We start from the raw sequence: 20,080 nt of genomic DNA on the forward strand, positions 1-20,080 counted from the left end.
ACACGTACAGCCACCCCGTACAGGCCCCCACAGGGCACGCACAACGCCGCGGACGCACAACGCCGCGGACGTACGCGCACACAGGCGTACGTCCGCGGAGCCGTCCGACGGGGGAGGTGCCGGGTCAGCGCACCGTGTAGTGGACCAGGTCCTCCAGGAAGGGGAGCTCCAGCCACGGGTCCGGCTGCATCATCATCGACAGCATCACGATCAGGAAGCCGAGCAGCCCGTACGTGACCATGTCGGTGAACCGCGACCGCACCGCCAGCATGCCCACCGACGGCAGCACCCAGCGGAGCACCGCGCCCACCATCAGCGCGAGGCCGATGAGGATCGTGCCCGCCCGCAGTGCGTCGAGGGCGACGATCAACAGCCCGGCGCCGGTCCCGCCCATGACCGTCAGCAGCGGCCACTGCCGCGCGGGCGCGGGCGCGTCGCCGCCGGCGGCCCTGCCGCCGCCCTCCGGGCGCGCCGTGTCCCTGGTGATCAGGGGGAAGCGCCGGGATCTGCGCCCTGTCGGCGCGGAGTCCTGGGCATGCGCCCCGGCTCGTGGTCCCAACTGCGGCTGGGACGCGGCGGCGGCCTCGACCGAACCCGTGCTCTCCCCGCCCGCGTGCGCACCCATGGCTGACTGCCTCTCTCTGCGGCTCATCGGCTCCCGGTTCAGGCCGGCGTTCCCGCGGCCGCGCGCTCGGCGGCCTCAACGACGTTGACCAGCAGCTGCGCGCGGGTCATGGGCCCGACACCGCCCGGGTTCGGGGAGATCCAGCCCGCGACCTCGCTGACGTCGGGGTGCACGTCTCCGGCGATCTTGCCATTCTCGTCCCGGCTGACGCCGACGTCGAGCACGGCGGCGCCCGGCTTGACGTCCTCCGCCTTGATCAGGTGCCGTACGCCCGCCGCCGCCACGATGATGTCGGCCTGCCGGAGGATCGAGGGCAGGTCGCGGGTGCCGGTGTGGCACTGCGTGACCGTGGCGTTCTCCGAGCGGCGGGTGAGCAGCAGCGGGATGGACCGGCCCACCGTGATGCCCCGGCCGACGACGACGACGTGCGCGCCCTTGATCTCCACGCCGTGGTGGCGGAGGAGCTGGATGATGCCGTACGGAGTACAGGGCAGCGGGCCCGGCTCGTTCAGGACGAGGCGGCCGAGGCTCATCGGGTGCAGGCCGTCCGCGTCCTTGGCCGGGTCCATCAGCTCAAGCACCCGGTTGGTGTCGATGCCCTTGGGAAGCGGCAGTTGCACGATGTAACCGGTGCACGTCGGGTCGTCGTTCAGTTCCCGTACGACCGCCTCGATGTCTTCCTGGGTCGCGGTGTCCGGCAGTTCGCGCTGGATGGAGGCGATGCCCACCTGGGCGCAGTCGCGGTGCTTGCCCGCGACGTACCACGTGCTGCCTGGGTCGTCACCCACCAGCAGCGTCCCGAGGCCGGGCTGTACGCCCTTGGCCTTCAGCGCCTCCACACGGGAGGCGAGCTCGGTCTTGATCGCGGCTGCGGTGGCCTTGCCATCGAGAATCTGGGCGGTCATGACTCCATACTCCAGGATGCGGCCGTCCTCGTACCAATCAGGTGGGGCCCGGACCCCCGCGCCGCCCGGCCCCTCCGCGCGACGCACGGCACGGCGCCGCACCCCGTGTCCCGTTTTCCACCGGCTTCACCGGTGCGTAGCGGAGCACCCGCGAGGCGACGGCCGCTCCCCCGTGGAGGAGCGGCCGTGAACCGGGCAGCCGGGCAGCCAGTCGGCCGGTCAGCCAGCCAGCCGTTGCCGCGATGTGGCCGGTCAGTGGAGCCGGTCAGTGGAAGAAGTGCCGGGTGCCGGTGAAGTACATGGTCACGCCCGCCTTCTTCGCGGCCTCGATGACCAGCTCGTCGCGGACGGAACCACCAGGCTGCACGACGGCCTTGACCCCGGCGGCGGCCAGCACCTCGAAGCCGTCCGGGAAGGGGAAGAACGCGTCGGAGGCGGCGTAGGAGCCACGTGCGCGCTCCTCACCCGCCCGCTGCACGGCCAGCTTCGCGGAGTCCACACGGTTGACCTGGCCCATGCCCACACCGACTGTGGCGCCGTCGCGGGCCAGCAGGATCGCGTTGGACTTGACGGCCCGGCAGGCGCGCCAGGCGAAGGCCAGCTCGGCGAGGCCTCCGGAGTCCAGGGCCTCACCGGTCGCGAGGGTCCAGTTGGCCGGGGCGTCGCCGTCGGCCTGCAGCCGGTCGGTCACCTGGAGCAGGGCCCCGCCGTCGATCGGCTTGACCTCGACCGCGTTCGACGGCGCGTCGGGGCAGCGCAGCACGCGGATGTTCTTCTTGCGGGCCAGGACCTCCACCGCGCCGTCCTCGTAGCCCGGGGCGACGATGACCTCGGTGAAGATCTCGGCGACCTGCTCGGCCATGGCCAGCGACACCGGCTGGTTCACGGCGATCACGCCGCCGAAGGCGGACAGCGGGTCGCACTCGTGCGCCCTGCGGTGCGCCTCGGCGACGTCGGCCCCGACGGCGATGCCGCACGGGTTGGCGTGCTTGATGATCGCGACACAGGGCTCGACGTGGTCGTACGCCGCCCGGCGCGCGGCCTCGGTGTCCGTGAAGTTGTTGTACGACATCTCCTTGCCGTGCAGCTGCTCGGCCTCGGCCAGGCCGCCGCTTCCGCTCACGTACAGCGCGGCACCCTGGTGCGGGTTCTCGCCGTAGCGCAGGACGCTCTTACGCGCGAACGTGGCGCCGAGGAAGTCGGGGAAACCCGTCTCGTCCGTGGCCGCGTAGTCGTCGACGAACCAGTTCGCGACGGCCACGTCGTACGCCGCGGTGTGCTGGAACGCCTCGGAGGCGAGCCGCTTGCGCGCGGCGAGGTCGAACCCGCCGTCGCCGACGGCGGCGAGCACGTCCGCATAGCGGGCGGGGTTGACCACGACGGCGACCGACGGGTGGTTCTTGGCGGCGGCGCGGACCATCGAGGGTCCGCCGATGTCGATCTGCTCCACGCACTCGTCCGGGGAGGCGCCGGAGGCGACGGTCTCCCGGAACGGGTAGAGGTTCACGATGACCAGCTCGAACGGCTCGACGCCCAGCTCGGTCAGCTGCTCGCGGTGCGCGTCGAGCCGCTGGTCGGCCAGGATGCCCGCGTGGACCCGCGGGTGGAGGGTCTTCACGCGGCCGTCGAGGCACTCCGGGAAACCCGTCAGCTCCTCGACCTTGGTGACCGGCACCCCGGCTGCGGCGATCTTTCCGGCCGTGGAGCCGGTCGAGACGAGCTGCACGCCTGCCGCGTGCAGCCCGCGCGCCAGCTCCTCAAGCCCTGTCTTGTCGTAGACGCTGACCAGCGCGCGGCGAATGGGCCGCTTCGTACCTTCGGCGGTCACGGGATTCTTACCTTTCGTCCCTCAATGCGGTAGCCGTTGCGGGCCAGGCGCCCCACGACATCGACGAGCAGCTTGCGCTCGACTTCCTTGATCCGCTCGTGCAGAGCGGCGCCTCCGTCTTCGGAGTCCTCGTCCCCGACCTCGACCACGCCCTGGGCGATGATCGGGCCGGTGTCGACGCCGTCGTCGACGAAGTGGACTGTGCATCCGGTCACCTTCGCGCCGTACGCGAGCGCGTCGCGCACACCGTGAGCGCCGGGAAAACTGGGGAGCAGCGCGGGGTGCGTGTTGATGAACCGTCCCCCGAAGCGGGCGAGGAACGCACTACCCACGATCTTCATAAATCCCGCCGAAACGACAAGGTCGGGCTCGTACGCGGCGGTCGCCTCCGCCAGCGCCCGGTCCCATTCGGCACGCGTCGCGTAATCCTTCACCCGGCAGACGAAGACCGGCAGCCCGGCGCGCTCGGCGCGCTGAAGCCCGGCGATTCCGTCCCGGTCGGCACCCACGGCCACGATCTCGGCGCCGTATCCGGCGGGGTCGGCGGCGATGGCGTCGAGCAGCGCTTGGAGGTTCGTACCAGATCCGGAGACCAGTACGACGAGCCGGGCCGGGCGCCCGGCGCTGGGCTCGGCGCCGCGAGCGGCGGCAGCGGGGGGAGGCGGGGAGGCCACAGCGGGTCTCTTTCTCGTGTTCGCGTGTTCTCGTTCGCGTTTGTTCGCGTTGTTCGCGTTGTCGGTGTTCTTGTGCTGGTACGGCAACGGGGACCGCGACTGGTGCGGCAGCGGGTGCGGCAACGGGTGCGCGCATGGCTGACGCTTGGCTTTGTATGGTCGTACGAGATCGCGGAACCTGTGAATCCGGGGAACTCTACGAAGCGCCCGACCGTCGGCAACGATACCGGCACACCGGACAGCCCCCACGGGACGGGGGCGCGCGCGGGAGGTAGCGTCTGGACTGCGAATCCGCCGGGAAACCGGAGAATCCACCGGGGAGCCCGGACAGCGCCGGGCGACCGGGGTAACCAGGGGGCCGGAGAACGAACTGATCGAACGCCGGATTCGTTGACGACGTGGGAACCACAGTCCCGCCCGCGCCCAGGCCGGTCGGCAACAGCCGGACCAGGCCCGACGTGCGGGACGCCGACACAAGGGGAAGACATACTCCACATGCCGGACCGACGCCGCCGCACGGCTCACCGCTTCCCACTGCCCTCCACTTTCACTGGGGGGTCGCGATGAGGCGCGTCAGCATGTCGCGCCCGACGCCGCTGCTGCGCGACCAGCGACCGCCGTCCTCGTCCTCCTCGCCCAGCGGTGGAGACCAGGACAGCCGCCCGTTCCCGCCGCCGCCCGAGGGCCCGCCCGAGCAGTCATGGCAGTCGGGGCAACGGCCGGCGGACAACGGCCCAGCCGATGGCGGTGCCGGCGGTGCCGGTTCCGGCGGGACCGGCAGCGGCCAGGGCGGAGGCGACCAGGGCCCCCGCCAGAGCGGTGGCCGCAGCCGCGACAGCTGGACCCGCTGGGGACCGGCCGGCGGCCAGAGCCCCACGGGTACGGGCGCCGGGCCGGGTTACGGTTCGCCGACCACCGGCCAGCCTGAGAACCAGCCTCCAGGCCAGCCCCAAGGACAGCCGCACGGCCAGAACCAAGGCCAGGGTGAAGGCGGCGAGGGCCAGGGCGACGGGCAGGGTGACGGCGGCCAGCAGCCCCCGGCCTGGGGCAGCCAATGGAGCAGCCGTCAGCCCAGCCGGGGCAGCGGCGGCTTCGGCGCGAGCCCGGGCACCCGCCAGAACGGACCGAACGGCCAGAACGGCAACCAGGGCGAAAACGGCCAGCGCGGCCAAAAGGGGAACGGGCGCGGCGGCATGCGCTGGGACCCCACGGACCCGTTCCAGCGGCGTGCCCGCTATGCCCTGCTCTCCGGCATGTGGGCCTTCTTCTTCGCCCTGTTCAGCCTGCCGCAGATCGCCCTGCTGCTGGGCGCGCTGGCCCTCTACTGGGGCATCAGCGCGCTGCGCGGCAAGACGCGCCAGCCGGAGAAGCCCAAAACCCCGCCCCTGGACGCCCCGCCGCCCGCGCCTGACGCCGCCACCGCGCCGCTGCCCGCCCCGAAGAACGGCAACGGCTCGAAGCAGCACTCGACGGCGGCCATCAGCGGTGTGGTCACCGGCGGCATCGCCCTCGCCATCGTCATCGCGACGTACACGTTCCAACTCGTCTACAGCGACTACTACGAGTGCACGGATGACGCACTCACCAAGTCCTCGCACCAGCAGTGCGAAGATCTCCTTCCGGAGCGCCTTCGCCCGTTCCTGAGCGTGGACGACTAGGCCCGCAGAGCCGACTCGTCGCGGACGAGGGCGCGGTCGCGGTCAAGGTCGCGGATGAGGTCGCGGTCGCCGTCGAGTGGTCAGCTGTGACCACCGGCGGCGACCAGCGGGACCGGGCCGCGACCCGCGGTGATCAACGGCGAGGAGCGGCGAGGAGCGGCGAGCGGCTAACGGACCCGCTCAGCCAGGAAGTCCTCCCAGGTCCGCTTCCCCACGGTCGTTCCCTCAAGTGACAGGTTCTCGCCCGCCCGGTACGCGCGGCCGACCTTTCCCGGCATCGGGACCGGCATCATCAACCGGCGCTTGCCGCGTGCTTGCAGGTATCCGCGGCTCAGCTCGGCCAGCTCGTACACCTGCGGCCCGGCCAGGTCGGGCACGAGACCGGCCGGCTTGTCGAGCGTCAGATCCACGAGCCGGGTGGCCACGTCGCGGGAATCGACCGGCTGGAACCGGAACCCGCGCGGCATGGGCATCACCGGCAGCTTCGCCATCGTCTGCACCACGTTCAGGACGAACTCATGGAACTGGGCGGCACGCAGCGTCGTCCAGGGCAGGCCCGAGTCGGCGACGACCCGCTCCGCACCCAGCTTGGACTTGAAGTAGCCCACCGGAAGCCGGTCCGCCGCGATGACGGAGATGTACACCAGGTGTCGCACCCCGCCGGTTCGCGACGCGGCCCGCACCAGATTCCGGGTCGCCTCCTCATCGCCCTTGGCGGCGCCCGCGAGGTGCAAAACGGTGTCGGCCCCGTCCACCGCGGCCTCGATCCCGTCGTCCTTGAGCAGGTCACCGGTCACGTACTCGATGCCGTCCACCCCGGATTCCCGGCTGTGCCGACTGAGCACCCGCAGGTCGCAGCCGGCATCCCGCAGGAGCGGGGTGACGTGGCGTCCCAGCGTGCCCGTGCCGCCGGTGACCAGGATTGATGACGTCATGACTTCTCCAATGTCTGGTCCGGACTGGGCGTTCATCCATCAGCCGGATCAGTAGGTTTTCAAGGTCTGCTTCTCTGACACCCCGCGAGCGAGGAATGTGACCGATGGACGAACACGCACGGCTCATCGAGCGTTTTGAGGAGAACCGGACCCACCTGCGAGCGGTGGCCTACCGGATGCTCGGCTCGGTCAGCGAGGCCGAGGACGCCGTCCAGGAGACGTGGCTGCGGCTCAGCCGCGCCGACACCAGCGGCGTGGAGAACATCACTGGGTGGCTGACCACGGTCGTGTCACGGGTGTGCCTGAACATGCTGCGCACGCGTGCGTCACGGCGTGAGGAGCCCCTCGACATATACGTACCCGACCCGGCCCTCGGCCATGAGGACGGGCATGACCCCGAGCAGGAAGCGTTGCTCGCCGACTCGGTCGGGCTGGCGCTGCTGGTGGTCCTGGACAGGCTGACACCCGCCGAGCGCCTCGCCTTCGTGCTGCACGATATGTTCGCCGTGCCCTTCGATGAGATCGGCCCGATGATCGAGCGTTCCCCGACCGCGGCCAGACAGCTCGCGAGCCGCGCCCGCCGCCGGGTCAAGGGAGGCACGGCGGTGCCCGCCGCCGACCCGGCCCTCCCCCAGCCTTCGGCCGGGGGGACGCCCATGCGCCGAGTCGTCGACGCCTTCCTGGCCGCCACCCGCGGTGGGGACTTCGACGCGCTGGTCACGCTGCTCCATCCGGATGTGGTGCTACGCGCCGACCGCGCGGTCGGCCCCACCCCCGAACCCCTGGTCGTCCGCGGTGCCCACTCGGTGGCCAAGGGTGCGATGGCCGCCACAGGCCGGGCCCTGTCCACGGGCCCGATACTGATGAACGGCGCGGTCGGACTCGCGATGGCCCCTCGCGGACGGCTGTTCCTGGTGCTCGGCTTCACGGTCACCGATGGCCTGATCACCGAGATCGACGTGATCGCGGAGCCGGATCGCCTCAGCCAACTCGACCTCGCCGTTCTCGACGACTGACAGCACTCCGCCGCCCAGCGCTGTGAGGTTCCGGCTCCTGCGCCCAGCGCTGTGACCCCGTGACACATACGGCCGGCATGGTGGCGACACGCCTGGCGCGCCGACCCCGCGAAGCCGGGGTCGGCCGACGGGCTCGCGGGCCCAGCCGGGCAGGGAGGGCGGCAGCCGCACATCGGCTGCCGCCCTTCCCTCCGCTGAAGCACTGCTGAGCGGACGTCAGGGACCATGCGGCCCCTACGGTTCACGTTTCCCATGCGGCTCTCGGGTCTCGTACGGGTCGTACAACTCATACGTCTCGTGCGGCGGCGGGGACGGCTCGAAGTCGGGCATCAGGCCGCCAGAGGACTCCTTCAGCGCGGCCCAGCGCGCCTCCCGCGCCCCCGTCGCGTGCCATGAGTCGGTACCGGCGGCCTCGTCGGGCTGCTCCGCCCCGGGACGTGGCTTTCGCCAGCCACCCTTCGACGGTGACAGCGCGTGATACCAGCGGTCCGGCCCACGCACGCCACGTCCCAGCCGCCGCCAGCGCGGCACAGCTGATGTGACCGAGGTGGTTGGGGTGGCCGGTGGGGACGAGGTGGTCGGCAGGGCTGATGGGTCCGAGGCGGTCGACGGGATCGATGGGGAGAGCTCGGCTGGTGCGGCTGGTGTGGAGGTCCCGACTGGTGTGGAGGGGGTGGCCGCTTCCGAGAGAGGAGCCGACGCAGGAGCACCAGCAGCCGTGGCAGCGACAGTGGCAGCCGGAGCGGGAGTCTGAGCGGGAGTCGGCTCGGCCTGAGCTGCCGAGCCCTTGCGCCCGCGCGCCGGGGACTGGGCCCCTGGCCGCGACTGGGGCCGCAGTCGCGTTCGTCGCTCCGCCCGCTGCCTCGACGCGTACGCGCGAGTCCGCCACCAACGCAGCGCCAGCGCTCCGGGGACGCCGAGCGATGTGGTCCAGCAGAGCGCGGCCAGCCCCACCCACCTGGGGTCGGGCCCGAAGTCCGCGAGCGCGCCCGTACCCAACGGTCCACCCGCCGCCCAGGCGAGAAATGTCATCGCCGCTCCACAACCGACCCCGGCGAGCAGCACCGTCAGCGCGGTCTGGCATCGGCCCCACACCAGCGTGCCGTCTTCACGCCTGCGCCCACCGTGCCTCCCGGCGACGAGTCCGTTAGTGCCGCGTTCCTTGGTGTCGCGTTCGCTGATGGCACGCCCAATGAGACCGCCTGGCCCCGATCCCCTGCCCCCGCCGGTCTGGTCTCCGCTGGTTTGGTCTCCGCTGGTTTGGTCTGCGCCGGCAGGGTCTGCGCCAGTCTGGTCTGCGCCGGTCCCCTCTCCGGCTGGCCCGTCTCCACACGGCTGCTGCCCGGACAGCCTGTTCTCGGAGGACTCATCATTGGACGACTTGCCTCCGGGCACCTCGGCTCCGCAGGCGGTCGCGACGCTGCGCGCCACCACGATTCCCGCAGTGACGGGCACCACCCCCGCCACCACCCATGTGAGCGGCCCGCCGGGGCCTTCCGCCGGCAGCGCGGCGAACAGCGGGAAGTGCGGCAACAACGGGTAGCCGCTCACCGCGAGCGGCCCCACCGCGCTGCCCGCACCTACGGTGAAGCCGGGGCCGAGCGCGTACGCCGAAGCCCACACCACCGCGTTCGGCAACAAGGCGAGGTTGAGCAGAAAGACCGCGAACCGCCCTGACCACACGTTCGTGAGCTGCGGAAACGAGTCCTGCACGGCTCCGGCGTGCGCGGCCAGCGCGATGAGCGTGAGCAGTGCGCCTCCGGCGAGCAGCGTCGCCGTGGCTCGTGCGGCGACGCCCAGCGCGGCGAAGTAGCGAGGCCGCGCGAAGGTGGTCCGTACAAATCCGGGGAGACGTTTCAGCGCCTGGCGCGCGAGGTGGGGCAACGGCCAGTGCGGCTGGTCGCTCGCCGCCCACACTCCAGCCGTGACAGCGGCGACGACGAAGACCGGCAGCCGCAGCAGAACGCTGAGGGGGTCGGCGGGCAGCGGGCCGGAGCTGGCGTAGAGCATGGCGACCGCACTGACCAGGAGGTATCCACCGGCCACCAGTCCGACGGCCGCGTGCGGCGTGAGCCGCGCAGTGTCCACCCAGGGCTTCCCACCCTCACCTTCATCCCCCCAGGGGTCGTCTCTCGACTCCTCATCCTCCTCATCCTCCGAAAACTGCGCAGGCGGCGAAGACGACGAGTGCGACGAGTGCGAAGCGTCATCCGCGTGCCGCGAGCCATCGGAGTGTCCGGAGTAACCGGCGTGACTGGAGTAACCGGAGTAACCGGAGTAACCGGGATCGTCAAAGTGCTCGGAGTAACCAGGATCATTCGAGCGGAGAGCGCGATCGGAGTGATCCGAGTGATCGGGGTCCGCGCGTTCCGGCTCCCCGGGCACCGACCGGCCGAATCCTGGCTCCCCAAATTCCGGCTCCCGGTGTCGCGGTCGGTTGCTCCGCGCCTCCCACCGCTCGGCCCAGGCCTGTTCCAGCTCTCGCCGATGCATGTCCGACTCCTCGACCGCGTGCCGTCCGGCCCGGTACAGCAGCCAGCACGGCAACAGGGCGAGCAGCAGCGGCGTGACGCCCACAGGCACTGCGTGGCCGGTCAGCGTCTCGGTGCGGATGAGATCCGCACCGTGGGCGAGAAGCCACAGGTCAGCGGCCATACGCAGGGCACTGCCAGGCCCGCTGTCCGGAAACGGCGAGGTGATCCACAGCAGCAGTACGACGACAGCGAGCGTGCCGAGCCCAAGCCCTGCGGCCACCACACCGCCCAGGAGTGCCTGCCCTGCGGCGGGCGAGCGCTGAGCCGAGGCCCGGCCCCGCGAAGACAACGACGGGGTGCGATCGGTCATTTGGGTCACGCGGCCATGCTGCCAAGAACACCCGTTTCGTCCATGTAGCAGGCGAATAGTCGCCGTGTCGCCGAATATATTCGTATGCGTGTTTTCATAGAGCGTGACCGTACGACGCCGAACAGTGCAGAAGCACCTGGCGCGGAGCGGCAGACATGAAGCGGGGCAAGGCCAGCGAGGCTGAGGAGTTGCCGAGCGCGTCCGTCCCCCAGCGGAAACGAAACTGGCGCCACAACCGCGACCAGGCCGAGGATGAGCCGGCCAGGGAGCCAGCGGCGGCCAAGGCGAGGAACGGCAGGGGCAAGAAGGCGGCCCTTTCTCCGTCCCTCCGTCGCCCCAGCCCACGCGCCGCCGAGACCGATGCCGGCCTCAGCCCCTGCCCTGAACTCGGCTCCGTCCCGAGTTCCGATGCCAGCCGGGATCAGGCGATATCCACAGGGCCCGAGCTGGATCGCGGCGTCTCAGCAGCGGGCGGCACCACCCCGGGCACGGCCACCCGGCGGAACGCCATCACCCCCACGAACACGACGACCCCGAGAAACACCGCCAATTCGCCCAAGACCGAACCCACCAGACCCGCCAGACCCGCCAGACCCGCCGAAACCGCCGAACCTGCCGAAACCGCAAAACCCGCCTCGCAACGCAGAGGCCGTCTGGGCGTGCGCCGCAAAGCCATCCCGCAGCGCAAGACCGACCAGCGACGCGAGAGCGCGCTGGCACGCGGCACCGGCAGGAAACCCGGCACCGGCCCGAAGCGCGGCATAAGACCGACGCGCCGTGCCGACCTGGCGAAGAGTGCCCGTACGGAGCACGGAGCCAACGGGGGGCGTGGGATCAGCCTCGACGCGACGTCCGCGAGGCGCGAGCCCGCGGCGGCGTTCGACGCGCTGTACGCGCGGCATGCCCCCGCCCTCGTACGCCAGGCGTACCTGCTCACCGGCTGCGTGCGGCTCGCGGAGGAAGCTGTCGAGTACGCGTTCCAGCTGGCCTGGCAGCACTGGCCAGAGGTCGCCGTGGACCATGACCCGGCGGGCTGGGTAAGGGCGGCGACGCACGAGTACGCGCTGTCGCCGTGGCACCAACTGCGAGTCGGCCTCAAAAGATTCAGAGACCGCAATAGCCCTAAAAGCCTAAGAGGCCGCAGGAAATCGACTCCCGCTACCACCGTAAGCAGCACAGATGGCACCGGTACTACCGGCGCCACCAGACCCTCGCCCGCCGCGAGCCCCGGTTCCGCGATAACAGGGGCGGCGCCTCGCTCCGGCGAAGCCGACGAGGCGCCGACCGCCGACTCGAAGAAGACCAGGTGGCTGAGAAAGCCCAAGGAACCCAAGGAGCCCAAGGAATCCAAAGGCCCCGGAGAGCCCAAGGGACCCGGGAAAGCCAGGGAATCCGGAGAAACCAAGGAAGCCACAGCAGCCAAGGCAGTCGGCAGGTCGCGAAAAACCGGCGAAGCCGGAACGGCTGGAGTGGTCGCAACTCCTGCAACCACTGCAACCACTGGAACGACCGCAACGACCGCAACGACCGCAACCACTGCGAAGAACGGAGAAGTCGGCGAGTCCGAAACGACCGGTTCCGACGGCTCCCGTCGCGGTATCCGTACGAAGGCCACGCCCACCGCCACCGACGCGGCCCGGGCCGTCACCCCGGCCGCCGCAGTGCCCCGTGACCCGTTGCTGCTCGCGGCGCTGCTGAGGCTCCCCCGTTCGTACCGGCGCACCCTGCTGCTCTACGACGGTGTCGGCCTCGACCTGCCGGAGACCGCCGCCGAGGTGGAGGCGAGCACACCGGCCACCGCCAACCGGCTCACGCACGCCCGCGAGGCGCTTGTACAGATGCTCCCATCGCTACGGAAGGTACCGCCGGACCGACTCGGCGAGGTCCTTCATCAGCGCCTCGGTGCGCTGGCCGTGGCTCAGCCGGTTCGTACCCGTGCGGCAGAACTCGTACGAACCGGGAGCGAACGCACGACGCAGCGCGTGGTCCGAGCAGCCATCGGCCTCACCGCGCTGATCGCCGCTTCGACCACCATCAGCCTGGTGTTCTCATCCGACCAGCAGGTCCCGGCCACCGAGCCCAGCCGACCCCCGGTGACGGCCCCGGCCGAGCCGCGCCCGGGAGCGGAGGAGCCCAGTGCGCGGCAGCCCGACGCGCGCAGCGGCGCCGAGGGGACCGAGGCCGACCAGAACGTGACGCCGACCGCCCCGCCCAGCTCCCTCACCCCTGCGACCCCTGTCACCCCGCCGACCTCGTTCCCACCCGTCACCCCGCCCACCTCGTTCCCGCCTGACACCCCACCCACCTCATTCGATCCCCCCGCGTCACCCACTCTCCCCACCTCACCCCCCTCCTCCATCCCGACCGCCCCGTCCGTCCCGTCCCCGCCGAGTACGCCGCCCATCTGGTGACCAGCGCCTGGGCAGAGACGGCCGACGCGGAGAAGCCGCTACAGCAGCAGACGGCCCACGGCCCAGCTGACAGTCCAGCGGACGACTCAGCCGGGGCGGACGCGGCAAGGACAGGCACGGCCGGAGAAGGAAACGGAAACAAAGAAACGCCGCAGAAGAAGAAAAGGCGTGGGCCCGCACCCCGAAGGGTGCGGGCCCACGCCCTGAAGGTCACCGGCCGCGGCCCGAAGGCGTCGGCTCTGGACCGTGGTGCGCGATCGAGGACTCAGCCGGCGAGTGCGGCGCGCGCCAGGCGAGCGGTCTCGGACGGCGTCTTGCCGACCTTCACGCCCGCGGCCTCAAGGGCCTCCTTCTTCGCCTGCGCCGTGCCGGAGGAACCGGAGACGATGGCACCCGCGTGGCCCATGGTCTTGCCCTCGGGCGCGGTGAAGCCCGCCACGTAGCCGACGACCGGCTTGGTGACGTTGGCCTTGATGAAGTCCGCGGCCCGCTCCTCGGCGTCGCCACCGATCTCGCCGATCATGACGATCAGGTCGGTGTCGGGGTCGGCCTCGAACGCGGCGAGCGCGTCGATGTGCGTGGTGCCGATGATCGGGTCACCACCGATGCCGACGCAGGACGAGAAGCCGATGTCGCGCAGCTCGTACATCATCTGGTAGGTCAGTGTGCCGGACTTCGACACGAGACCGATGCGGCCCGGCTTGGTGATGTCGGCCGGGATGATGCCCGCGTTCGACTGACCGGGGGTGATCAGACCCGGGCAGTTCGGGCCGATGATGCGCGTCTTGTTGCCCTTGCTGCCCGCGTACGCCCAGAAGTTGGCGGAGTCGTGGACCGCAATGCCCTCGGTGATCACGACGGCCAGCGGAATCTCGGCGTCGATCGCCTCGATGACCGCGGACTTGGTGAACTTCTCCGGGACGAAGATGACCGTCACGTCGGCGCCGGTGGCCTCGATGGCCTCCTTGACGCCGCCGAAGACCGGAATCTCCGTACCGTCGAAGTCAACGGTGGTGCCCGCCTTGCGCGGGTTCACGCCGCCGACGATGTTCGTGCCCGAGGCAAGCATCCGCTTGGTGTGCTTCTGGCCTTCGGAGCCGGTCATCCCCTGGACGATGACCTTGCTGTCCTTGGTGAGGAAGATAGCCATAGTTACTGGTGCCCTCGTCCCTTACTTCGCTGCCAGTTCGGCGGCGCGCTCAGCGGCACCGTCCATGGTGTCCACCTGCTGCACGAGCGGGTGGTTCGCGTCGTTCAGGATCTTGCGACCCAGCTCCGCGTTGTTGCCGTCAAGACGCACGACCAGCGGCTTGGTGACGGCCTCGCCCTTGGTCTTCAGCAGCTCCAGGGCCTGCACAATGCCGTTGGCCACCGCGTCACACGCCGTGATTCCGCCGAAGACGTTGACGAACACGGACTTCACGTCCGGGTCGCCAAGGATGATCTCCAGGCCGTTCGCCATCACCTCGGCGGACGCGCCGCCGCCGATGTCGAGGAAGTTGGCGGGCTTCACGTTGCCGTGGTTCTCACCGGCGTACGCGACGACGTCCAGGGTGCTCATGACGAGACCCGCGCCGTTGCCGATGATGCCGACCTCGCCGTCGAGCTTGACGTAGTTGAGGCCCTTGGCCTTGGCCGCGGCCTCCAGTGGGTTGGCCGCCGCCTTGTCCTCAAGCTCGGCGTGACCGGGCTGGCGGAACTCGGCGTTGGCGTCCAGCGACACCTTGCCGTCCAGCGCGATGACCTTGCCGTCGCCGGTCTTGACCAGCGGGTTCACCTCGACGAGGAGCGCGTCCTCGTTGATGAAGACGGTCCACAGCGTCTTGAGGACGTTGACGACCTGGTCCGCGATCTCGGCCGGGAACTTCGCCGCGGCGACGATCTCGCGCGCCTTCTCGTCGGTGACGCCCTCAATGGCGTCGACCGGGATCTTGGCGAGCGCGTCGGGGTTCTGCTCCGCGACGACCTCGATCTCCACGCCGCCCTCGACCGAGGCCATGGCCAGGAAGGTGCGGTTGGTGCGGTCGAGCAGGAAGGAGACGTAGTACTCCTCCGCGATGTCCGCGGTCTCGGCCAGCATCACCCGGTGGACGGTGTGGCCCTTGATGTCCATACCCAGAATCTGATTGGCCTTCTCGACCGCGTCAGCCGGGTCCGCCGCCAGCTTCACGCCACCGGCCTTGCCGCGGCCGCCGACCTTCACCTGCGCCTTGACGACCGCGCGGCCGCCGAGGCGTTCGGTCACCTCGCGCGCCGCCTCAGGCGTGTCGATGACTTCACCGGCCAGCACCGGTACACCGTGCTTGGCGAAGAGGTCCCTCGCCTGATACTCGAACAGGTCCACGCGCGTCCGTCCCTTTGCTTCTCAAATACACCGGCGGTCTGAGTGATCGCGGTTCTTGTCTGCGCGGGCGTGCCGCGAAGGGCAGCGTGACGACGCGGTCACCAAGATCGCTACGAGGTTGTACGCGTCAGCCGGGTACGCGGCATGTCCGCTGGGCAGGTTATCGCCGCATGCCTGGCCGCCCTAAATCGCAGATCACACTTGGGCGGTGATAACAGTCACAGATCGCGACGACCGGGTAGCCCTCACACACATGAGGACCACCCGGTCAGCGGATGCGGGCGCCGATTCGCCCTACTGCCTTCTGATGCCAGGTGTCAGACGTTCACACCGTCGAAACCATCAACGGCGGGCAGCGTCGCCACGCCAGGGACAGCCGGGACGAAAGGCACAGAGGTGACGTTGGCCACCGTCCAGACAGCCGCCGGGACGGACGAAACGGCCGGGACGGACGAAACAACCGGCACAGCGGAAACAGCCGGAAGAGTCGGAGCGGACGGCACGGACGGGACGGAAGGCACCGACGGCACGGACGGGACGGCTGTCCCGGCGGGAACCGCCGGGACAGCCGGGACCGACGGCGTGGCCGGGAGGGACGGCACACCGGAGAGTAGCGGCAGCGCCGGGATGTTCGCCGGGTTGGTCAGGTCGGTCAGACCAGCCGGAACGGCCGGAACAGCCGAGCCCAGGTCAGCCGGAACAGCCGGGGTGGGCAGATCGGCGGGGACCACCGAGGTCACGTCAGCCGGAACGGTCGGGGCGGGCAGACCGGCGGGAACCACCGAGGTCACATCGGCGGGAACCACAGAAGCCACGTCGGCCGGAACAGCCGAACCCAGGTCAGCCGGGACGGCAGGGGCAGGCACATCAGCCGGAACCACCGAGGTCACGTCAGCCGGAACGGTCGGGGCGGGCACGTCGGCGGGGACGGTCGAGGTGAGGCCGGTCGCGGCCGGGGCCAGATCGTCGGCACCCGTGACGAGGCCGTCGACGACGACCTGCGCGTCGGCGGTGGCAGTCGTGACGAGACCTCGCGCGAGCGGAGCGGCATCGGCGGTCACGCCCTCTGCCAGGTCCTGAGCGCCACCGGCCGTGCCGGTGGCGAAGACCTGCGCGCCACCGGCCGTGTCCTTGGCGAAGCCCTCCGCCTTGCCGGCCGTGGCGGTGCCGAACGGGGCGACCTGCCCGGCCGCGTGGTCCGCCAGCACGCCCACGTCGCCGACCGCGCGCTCGGCGACGGGAAGCACCTTGGTGACGGTGCGGTGCACGACGGGAGGCAGGACGGCGTCAGCAGCCTCGTCAACGGTCGGCTGAGCAGTGCCGACGGCTCCCCGGGCCGCGGTGGTCAGCTGCTCCGGGCGGACACCGGCGGTGGAGATGGCGCCGAGCAGGTCATTGGCCGAGCCGGGAGCGGCGGGCAGCTGCGGCGCGTCCGGGAGGTCGGTCGGCAGCTGAGTGGGCAGCTGCCCGGCCACGGCCGGTACGACACCGTCGGCCGGAAGCGTGGGTACGACTCCGGGCACCTCGCCCGTCGGCAGGTCGAGGTCGGTGGCGTCACGCAGACCCTTGCGTACGTCCTTCCGCACGCCATCGACGACCTTGCCGGGCTTGGCGTGCTTGACCTGCTTCTGAGCGTTGCGCGTGACGTCGCTGACGTCCCCGGCCTCGCGCACGTCATCGACGCCGCCCAGGCCGTCCACGGTGCCGGTCACGTCACGCGCACCCGGCAGCTTCGCCACATCCGTCACCTTGGGCACGTCAGTGGTGTCAGCCACGTCGGTCACGTCGGCGGCACCGGTGGCGCCGTTCACCGTGTCCGTCGCCGTGTCGGTGACCGTGTCAGTCGTCTTGTTGACGTCCGCCACCTTGCCGGTCGGCAGCGTGTCCCCGGCCGTCTTGGTGACGCCGCTGACCGTGCTGGTCGCGGAGTCGGCGGCCGGTACGTCAGGCAGCTCGGACGCGCTGGCGGCGGCCGTGCCGAGGGCCCACATGCCGGAGGCGGCAGCGGCAACGAGAAGGGAACGGCGGATGTTCTTACGCATGGTGAGGAAACGTCCTTCGAATTCAGGCGATTGGCGAACGGGCAGACCTGTCCCGCCCCCGCGCGGCAGGTCACAACAGACGGGGGAAGGTCTGCCCTAGCCGGGGAATTCGAGGACTTCGTTGAACCGCTCACGCGTCGGCGCGTGGCTCCCGGCGCGCACCGCGCCGGGCACGAGACCGGAGCGCGCCGCGCCTGACGGGAGAACTGCGTGGGTGTCACCGGAGCGGGGAGTGGCGTTGTCTCCCGCGTACTGGGAGACCGGCCCAGCGGGCGCCTGCGGGAACGGCGTTCGCACCGGCCCGCGCTGATCGTGACGCGACGCGCCCGTGTGCGTTTCCCGCGCCTCATCGGCCGTGGCCCAGGGGGCCTTCACAGCCGGACTGTCGGACCGGTCGGCGAAGCCCAGGCGCTCCGCCGCCGTGCCACGCGCGTCCGGTCCCGTCCCTGTGGGGGCGCCGCCGATGCCCGAGGTCTCGTCCGTACGGTCACCAGCCGATGCGTCACCAGACGTACGGTCACCGACCGGCACGTCTCCGAAGCCACCGGGCAGGACATCCGCCGGCAGGTGTACGGGCAGCTGGCGTGCGCCGTCCCGGACAAGGGAGATGACCGGTTCGGCTGCCAGCCCAGCCCGTTCCACGACGGGACGCACCACGCGGTCGCCGGTACGCACAGCCGTCCCGCCGGTACGTACAGCCGTCCCGCCAGTACGCGTCCCACCAGTACGTACGGCCGTCCCCACGCGCTCAGCCGCCCCCACAGGCTTGGCGTCGCCCACCGCGTCGGCCGCAGCGGCCGCGTCTCCAGCGTTGGGCGAACCGGCGTCATCCACCGAACCCACGCCATGGGCGGCGTCAGTCCTGCCGCCCGTGTCACTGCCGGCGTTATCGCCCGCAACGGCGGGGTCTGCGGAAGTGACCTCGCCTGAGCCCGACGCGGACATTGGGGCGGGCATCGGCGCGGATGATGACGGAGACACGGATGATGACGGAGACGGTGACGCAGGCGCCGGCACAGCTGCCGACGCCTGGCCGGAGGGCGCTTCATCGGCGGGCACCGACGGCGCAGCCGACAGCGGGGCCTTGGCGGAGACCGGACGCTGGGCGGAATCGGCTGCGCCGTCGGACGGGGCGACCCGCGTCGCACTCGGGGCCCCTTCGGACGCGTGGACCTGGGATGCGTGGGCGCTACCGCCGAGAACGAACGTGAGCGCCAGGAATCCCCCGAGGAACACCGCTGCCAGCAGCGCACGCCGTGCGACCACGGTGCGCGGCAAGCGCACGGCGGCAGGCAAGGTGAACGCGACAGACAAGAGGAGGGGGCCTTCCCAAACGGACGGACAGATTCACGTCTCGGCGATGGGGGTGATCCTTGCATGCCGGGCGGGGTGCCGCGCAAGCCCTGAGTAACCGAAGTTACTGATGCACCTCCTTGTCCGGTATTGGCAGTTGACGCTTTTCTATCGCGGCCGCCATCACTTCGGGAAAAAGGTCAGGAGTGCACGCGAAGGCGGGCGAATCGAGCGCCGCGAGCGCCGCCGCGTGCTCCCTGTCGTACGAGGGCGCCCCCTCGTCGGACAGCGCGAGCAGCGTCACGAACTGCACGCCGGATGCCTTCATCGCCGCGACGCGCCCCAGCATCTCCTCGCGTATGCCGCCCTCATACAGGTCGCTGATCAGCACGACGACGGTGTCGGCGGGGCGGGTGATCTGCGACTGGCAGTAGGCAAGGGCGCGGTTGATGTCAGTGCCGCCGCCGAGCTGTGTGCCGAACAGCACGTCCACCGGGTCATCGAGCTGGTCCGTGAGATCCACGACGGAGGTGTCGAAGACGACCAGGCGCGTGGCGAGCGAACGCATCGAGGCCAGCACCGCTCCGAACACCGAGGCGTAGACGACTGACGCGGCCATCGAACCGGACTGGTCGATGCAGAGAATGACGTCCTTCTTCACGCCTTGCGCGGCGCGCCCGTAACCCACAAGCCGCTCCGGGACCACGGTGCGGTAATCGGCCACGTAGTTCTTGAGATTCGCACGGATGGTGCGGTCCCAGTCGATGTCCCGATAGCGGGGGCGGCTGACGCGCGCTGAGCGGTCGAGTGCGCCGGTGAGCGTGGCACGCGTACGCGTCGCCAGCCGCTTCTCCAGGTCTTCGACCACCTTGCGGACCACCGCCCGTGCGGTGGTCTTGGTGGTCTCCGGCATCGCCTCGTTCAGGGAAAGCAGCGTCCCTACGAGATGCACATCGGCTTCGACGGCTTCGAGCATCTCCGGCTCAAGCAGCAGCGCGGACAGGCCGAGCCGGTCGATCGCGTCGCGCTGCATGACCTGGACGACGGAGCTGGGGAAGTACATACGGATGTCGCCGAGCCAGCGTGCGACGCGCGGGGCGGAGTTGCCGAGGCCACCGGACCGCTGGCCTTGCCGGCCGGTCCTGCTGCGACCCGCGCCGCCCCCGCGGCGGCCTTCGCCGTCCCCACCGCCGTACAGCGCCTCCAGCGTGCGGTCCATCGCCGCGTCGGTGCCGCCCAGTGCGTACCCGGTGCCATCGCCTCCTTCTCCACCGAGCACCAGCCGCCACCGCCGCAGCCGTTCAGCCGCAGCCGCCTCGGCAGCTGTCTCGGCACCCTCGGCACCCGGGTCACCCAGGACTTCCAGATCCTTCCGGTCATCGAGCGTCCCCGATGGTGCGCCGAAGGCTTCCCCCACCATGTGTCCCTCGCCCACGTCAGCCCCTTCCGCGCTCTGCCCCGCACGCCCCGCGCTTTCCACGCCCAGCTCCGCACCACTCACGCTG

Annotated in this window: 14 protein-coding genes; 3 read left to right on the forward strand and 11 right to left on the reverse strand. The window is 70.6% G+C overall.

Annotated features, from left to right (window positions below):
* Positions 1–124: 124 nt before the first annotated feature.
* The 4 genes from AC5P1B_RS33310 to purN all read right to left on the reverse strand — a co-directional run bounded on the left by AC5P1B_RS33310 (position 125) and on the right by purN (position 4,032).
* Positions 125–625, reverse strand: a complete 501-nt coding sequence (locus AC5P1B_RS33310) for a DUF3017 domain-containing protein (RefSeq protein WP_493891748.1) — start codon at positions 623–625, stop codon at positions 125–127.
* A gap of 38 nt (positions 626–663) precedes the next feature.
* Positions 664–1,530, reverse strand: a complete 867-nt coding sequence (locus tag AC5P1B_RS33315) for a bifunctional methylenetetrahydrofolate dehydrogenase/methenyltetrahydrofolate cyclohydrolase (RefSeq protein WP_493891749.1) — start codon at positions 1,528–1,530, stop codon at positions 664–666.
* Between the two features lie 265 nt (positions 1,531–1,795).
* Entirely contained in the window at positions 1,796–3,358 is a 1,563-nt protein-coding gene (gene purH / locus AC5P1B_RS33320) for a bifunctional phosphoribosylaminoimidazolecarboxamide formyltransferase/IMP cyclohydrolase (RefSeq protein WP_493891750.1), read from the reverse strand.
* Entirely contained in the window at positions 3,355–4,032 is a 678-nt protein-coding gene (gene purN, locus AC5P1B_RS33325) for a phosphoribosylglycinamide formyltransferase (RefSeq protein ID WP_493891751.1), read from the reverse strand. Before purN ends, purH begins: the two co-directional genes overlap by 4 nt.
* Positions 4,033–4,610: 578 nt before the next feature.
* Between purN and AC5P1B_RS33330 the strand changes: the two genes are divergently transcribed.
* On the forward strand, positions 4,611–5,690 hold the full coding sequence (locus tag AC5P1B_RS33330) for a hypothetical protein (RefSeq protein WP_493891752.1): 1,080 nt from the start codon (positions 4,611–4,613) through the stop codon (positions 5,688–5,690).
* Positions 5,691–5,857: 167 nt separating this feature from the next.
* On the opposite strand, the gene AC5P1B_RS33335 is transcribed toward AC5P1B_RS33330, so the two are convergent.
* Positions 5,858–6,625: an SDR family oxidoreductase gene (locus AC5P1B_RS33335; protein ID WP_493891753.1), complete on the reverse strand. Its 768-nt coding sequence runs from the start codon at positions 6,623–6,625 to the stop codon at positions 5,858–5,860.
* Between the two features lie 104 nt (positions 6,626–6,729).
* Between AC5P1B_RS33335 and AC5P1B_RS33340 the strand changes: the two genes are divergently transcribed.
* On the forward strand, positions 6,730–7,641 hold the full coding sequence (locus AC5P1B_RS33340; protein WP_493891754.1) for a sigma-70 family RNA polymerase sigma factor: 912 nt from the start codon (positions 6,730–6,732) through the stop codon (positions 7,639–7,641).
* 234 nt (positions 7,642–7,875) lie between these two features.
* On the opposite strand, the gene AC5P1B_RS33345 is transcribed toward AC5P1B_RS33340, so the two are convergent.
* Positions 7,876–10,485: a cell division protein PerM gene (locus tag AC5P1B_RS33345; protein WP_493891766.1), complete on the reverse strand. Its 2,610-nt coding sequence runs from the start codon at positions 10,483–10,485 to the stop codon at positions 7,876–7,878.
* A gap of 659 nt (positions 10,486–11,144) precedes the next feature.
* On the opposite strand from AC5P1B_RS33345, the gene AC5P1B_RS33350 reads away from it, so the two are divergent.
* Positions 11,145–12,896, forward strand: coding sequence for a SigE family RNA polymerase sigma factor (locus tag AC5P1B_RS33350; protein ID WP_493891755.1), 1,752 nt, complete (start codon positions 11,145–11,147; stop codon positions 12,894–12,896).
* A 265-nt stretch (positions 12,897–13,161) separates the two neighbouring features.
* Here the strand turns inward: AC5P1B_RS33350 and sucD are convergent, their stop codons facing one another.
* The 5 genes from sucD to AC5P1B_RS33375 all read right to left on the reverse strand — a co-directional run bounded on the left by sucD (position 13,162) and on the right by AC5P1B_RS33375 (position 20,076).
* Complete coding sequence (gene sucD, locus AC5P1B_RS33355; protein WP_493891756.1) at positions 13,162–14,046, reverse strand: succinate--CoA ligase subunit alpha; 885 nt, start codon at positions 14,044–14,046, stop codon at positions 13,162–13,164.
* A 21-nt stretch (positions 14,047–14,067) separates the two neighbouring features.
* Positions 14,068–15,240 (reverse strand): ADP-forming succinate--CoA ligase subunit beta, encoded by a 1,173-nt coding sequence (sucC, locus tag AC5P1B_RS33360; protein ID WP_493891757.1) that lies wholly within the window; start codon positions 15,238–15,240, stop codon positions 14,068–14,070.
* Between the two features lie 317 nt (positions 15,241–15,557).
* On the reverse strand, positions 15,558–17,282 hold the full coding sequence (locus AC5P1B_RS33365; RefSeq protein WP_493891758.1) for a hypothetical protein: 1,725 nt from the start codon (positions 17,280–17,282) through the stop codon (positions 15,558–15,560).
* A 96-nt stretch (positions 17,283–17,378) separates the two neighbouring features.
* A complete protein-coding gene (locus tag AC5P1B_RS33370; RefSeq protein ID WP_493891759.1) occupies positions 17,379–17,939 on the reverse strand; it encodes a hypothetical protein in 561 nt (186 codons plus the stop codon).
* 760 nt (positions 17,940–18,699) lie between these two features.
* Entirely contained in the window at positions 18,700–20,076 is a 1,377-nt protein-coding gene (locus tag AC5P1B_RS33375; RefSeq protein ID WP_493891760.1) for a vWA domain-containing protein, read from the reverse strand.
* Positions 20,077–20,080: the final 4 nt, after the last annotated feature.

It is taken from the genome of Streptomyces sp. A01 (assembly GCF_059026195.1).

Excerpts from the sequence above, each read along its gene's own strand:
- AC5P1B_RS33310 (WP_493891748.1), bottom strand. The coding sequence starts at position 625 with ATGGGTGCGCACGCGGGCGGGGAGAGCACGGGTTCGGTCGAGGCCGCC.
- AC5P1B_RS33315 (WP_493891749.1), bottom strand. The coding sequence starts at position 1,530 with ATGACCGCCCAGATTCTCGATGGCAAGGCCACCGCAGCCGCGATCAAG.
- AC5P1B_RS33330 (WP_493891752.1), top strand. The coding sequence starts at position 4,611 with ATGTCGCGCCCGACGCCGCTGCTGCGCGACCAGCGACCGCCGTCCTCG.
- AC5P1B_RS33335 (WP_493891753.1), bottom strand. The coding sequence starts at position 6,625 with ATGACGTCATCAATCCTGGTCACCGGCGGCACGGGCACGCTGGGACGC.
- AC5P1B_RS33340 (WP_493891754.1), top strand. The coding sequence starts at position 6,730 with ATGGACGAACACGCACGGCTCATCGAGCGTTTTGAGGAGAACCGGACC.
- AC5P1B_RS33345 (WP_493891766.1), bottom strand. The coding sequence starts at position 10,485 with ATGACCGATCGCACCCCGTCGTTGTCTTCGCGGGGCCGGGCCTCGGCT.
- sucD (WP_493891756.1), bottom strand. The coding sequence starts at position 14,046 with ATGGCTATCTTCCTCACCAAGGACAGCAAGGTCATCGTCCAGGGGATG.
- AC5P1B_RS33365 (WP_493891758.1), bottom strand. The coding sequence starts at position 17,282 with ATGCGTAAGAACATCCGCCGTTCCCTTCTCGTTGCCGCTGCCGCCTCC.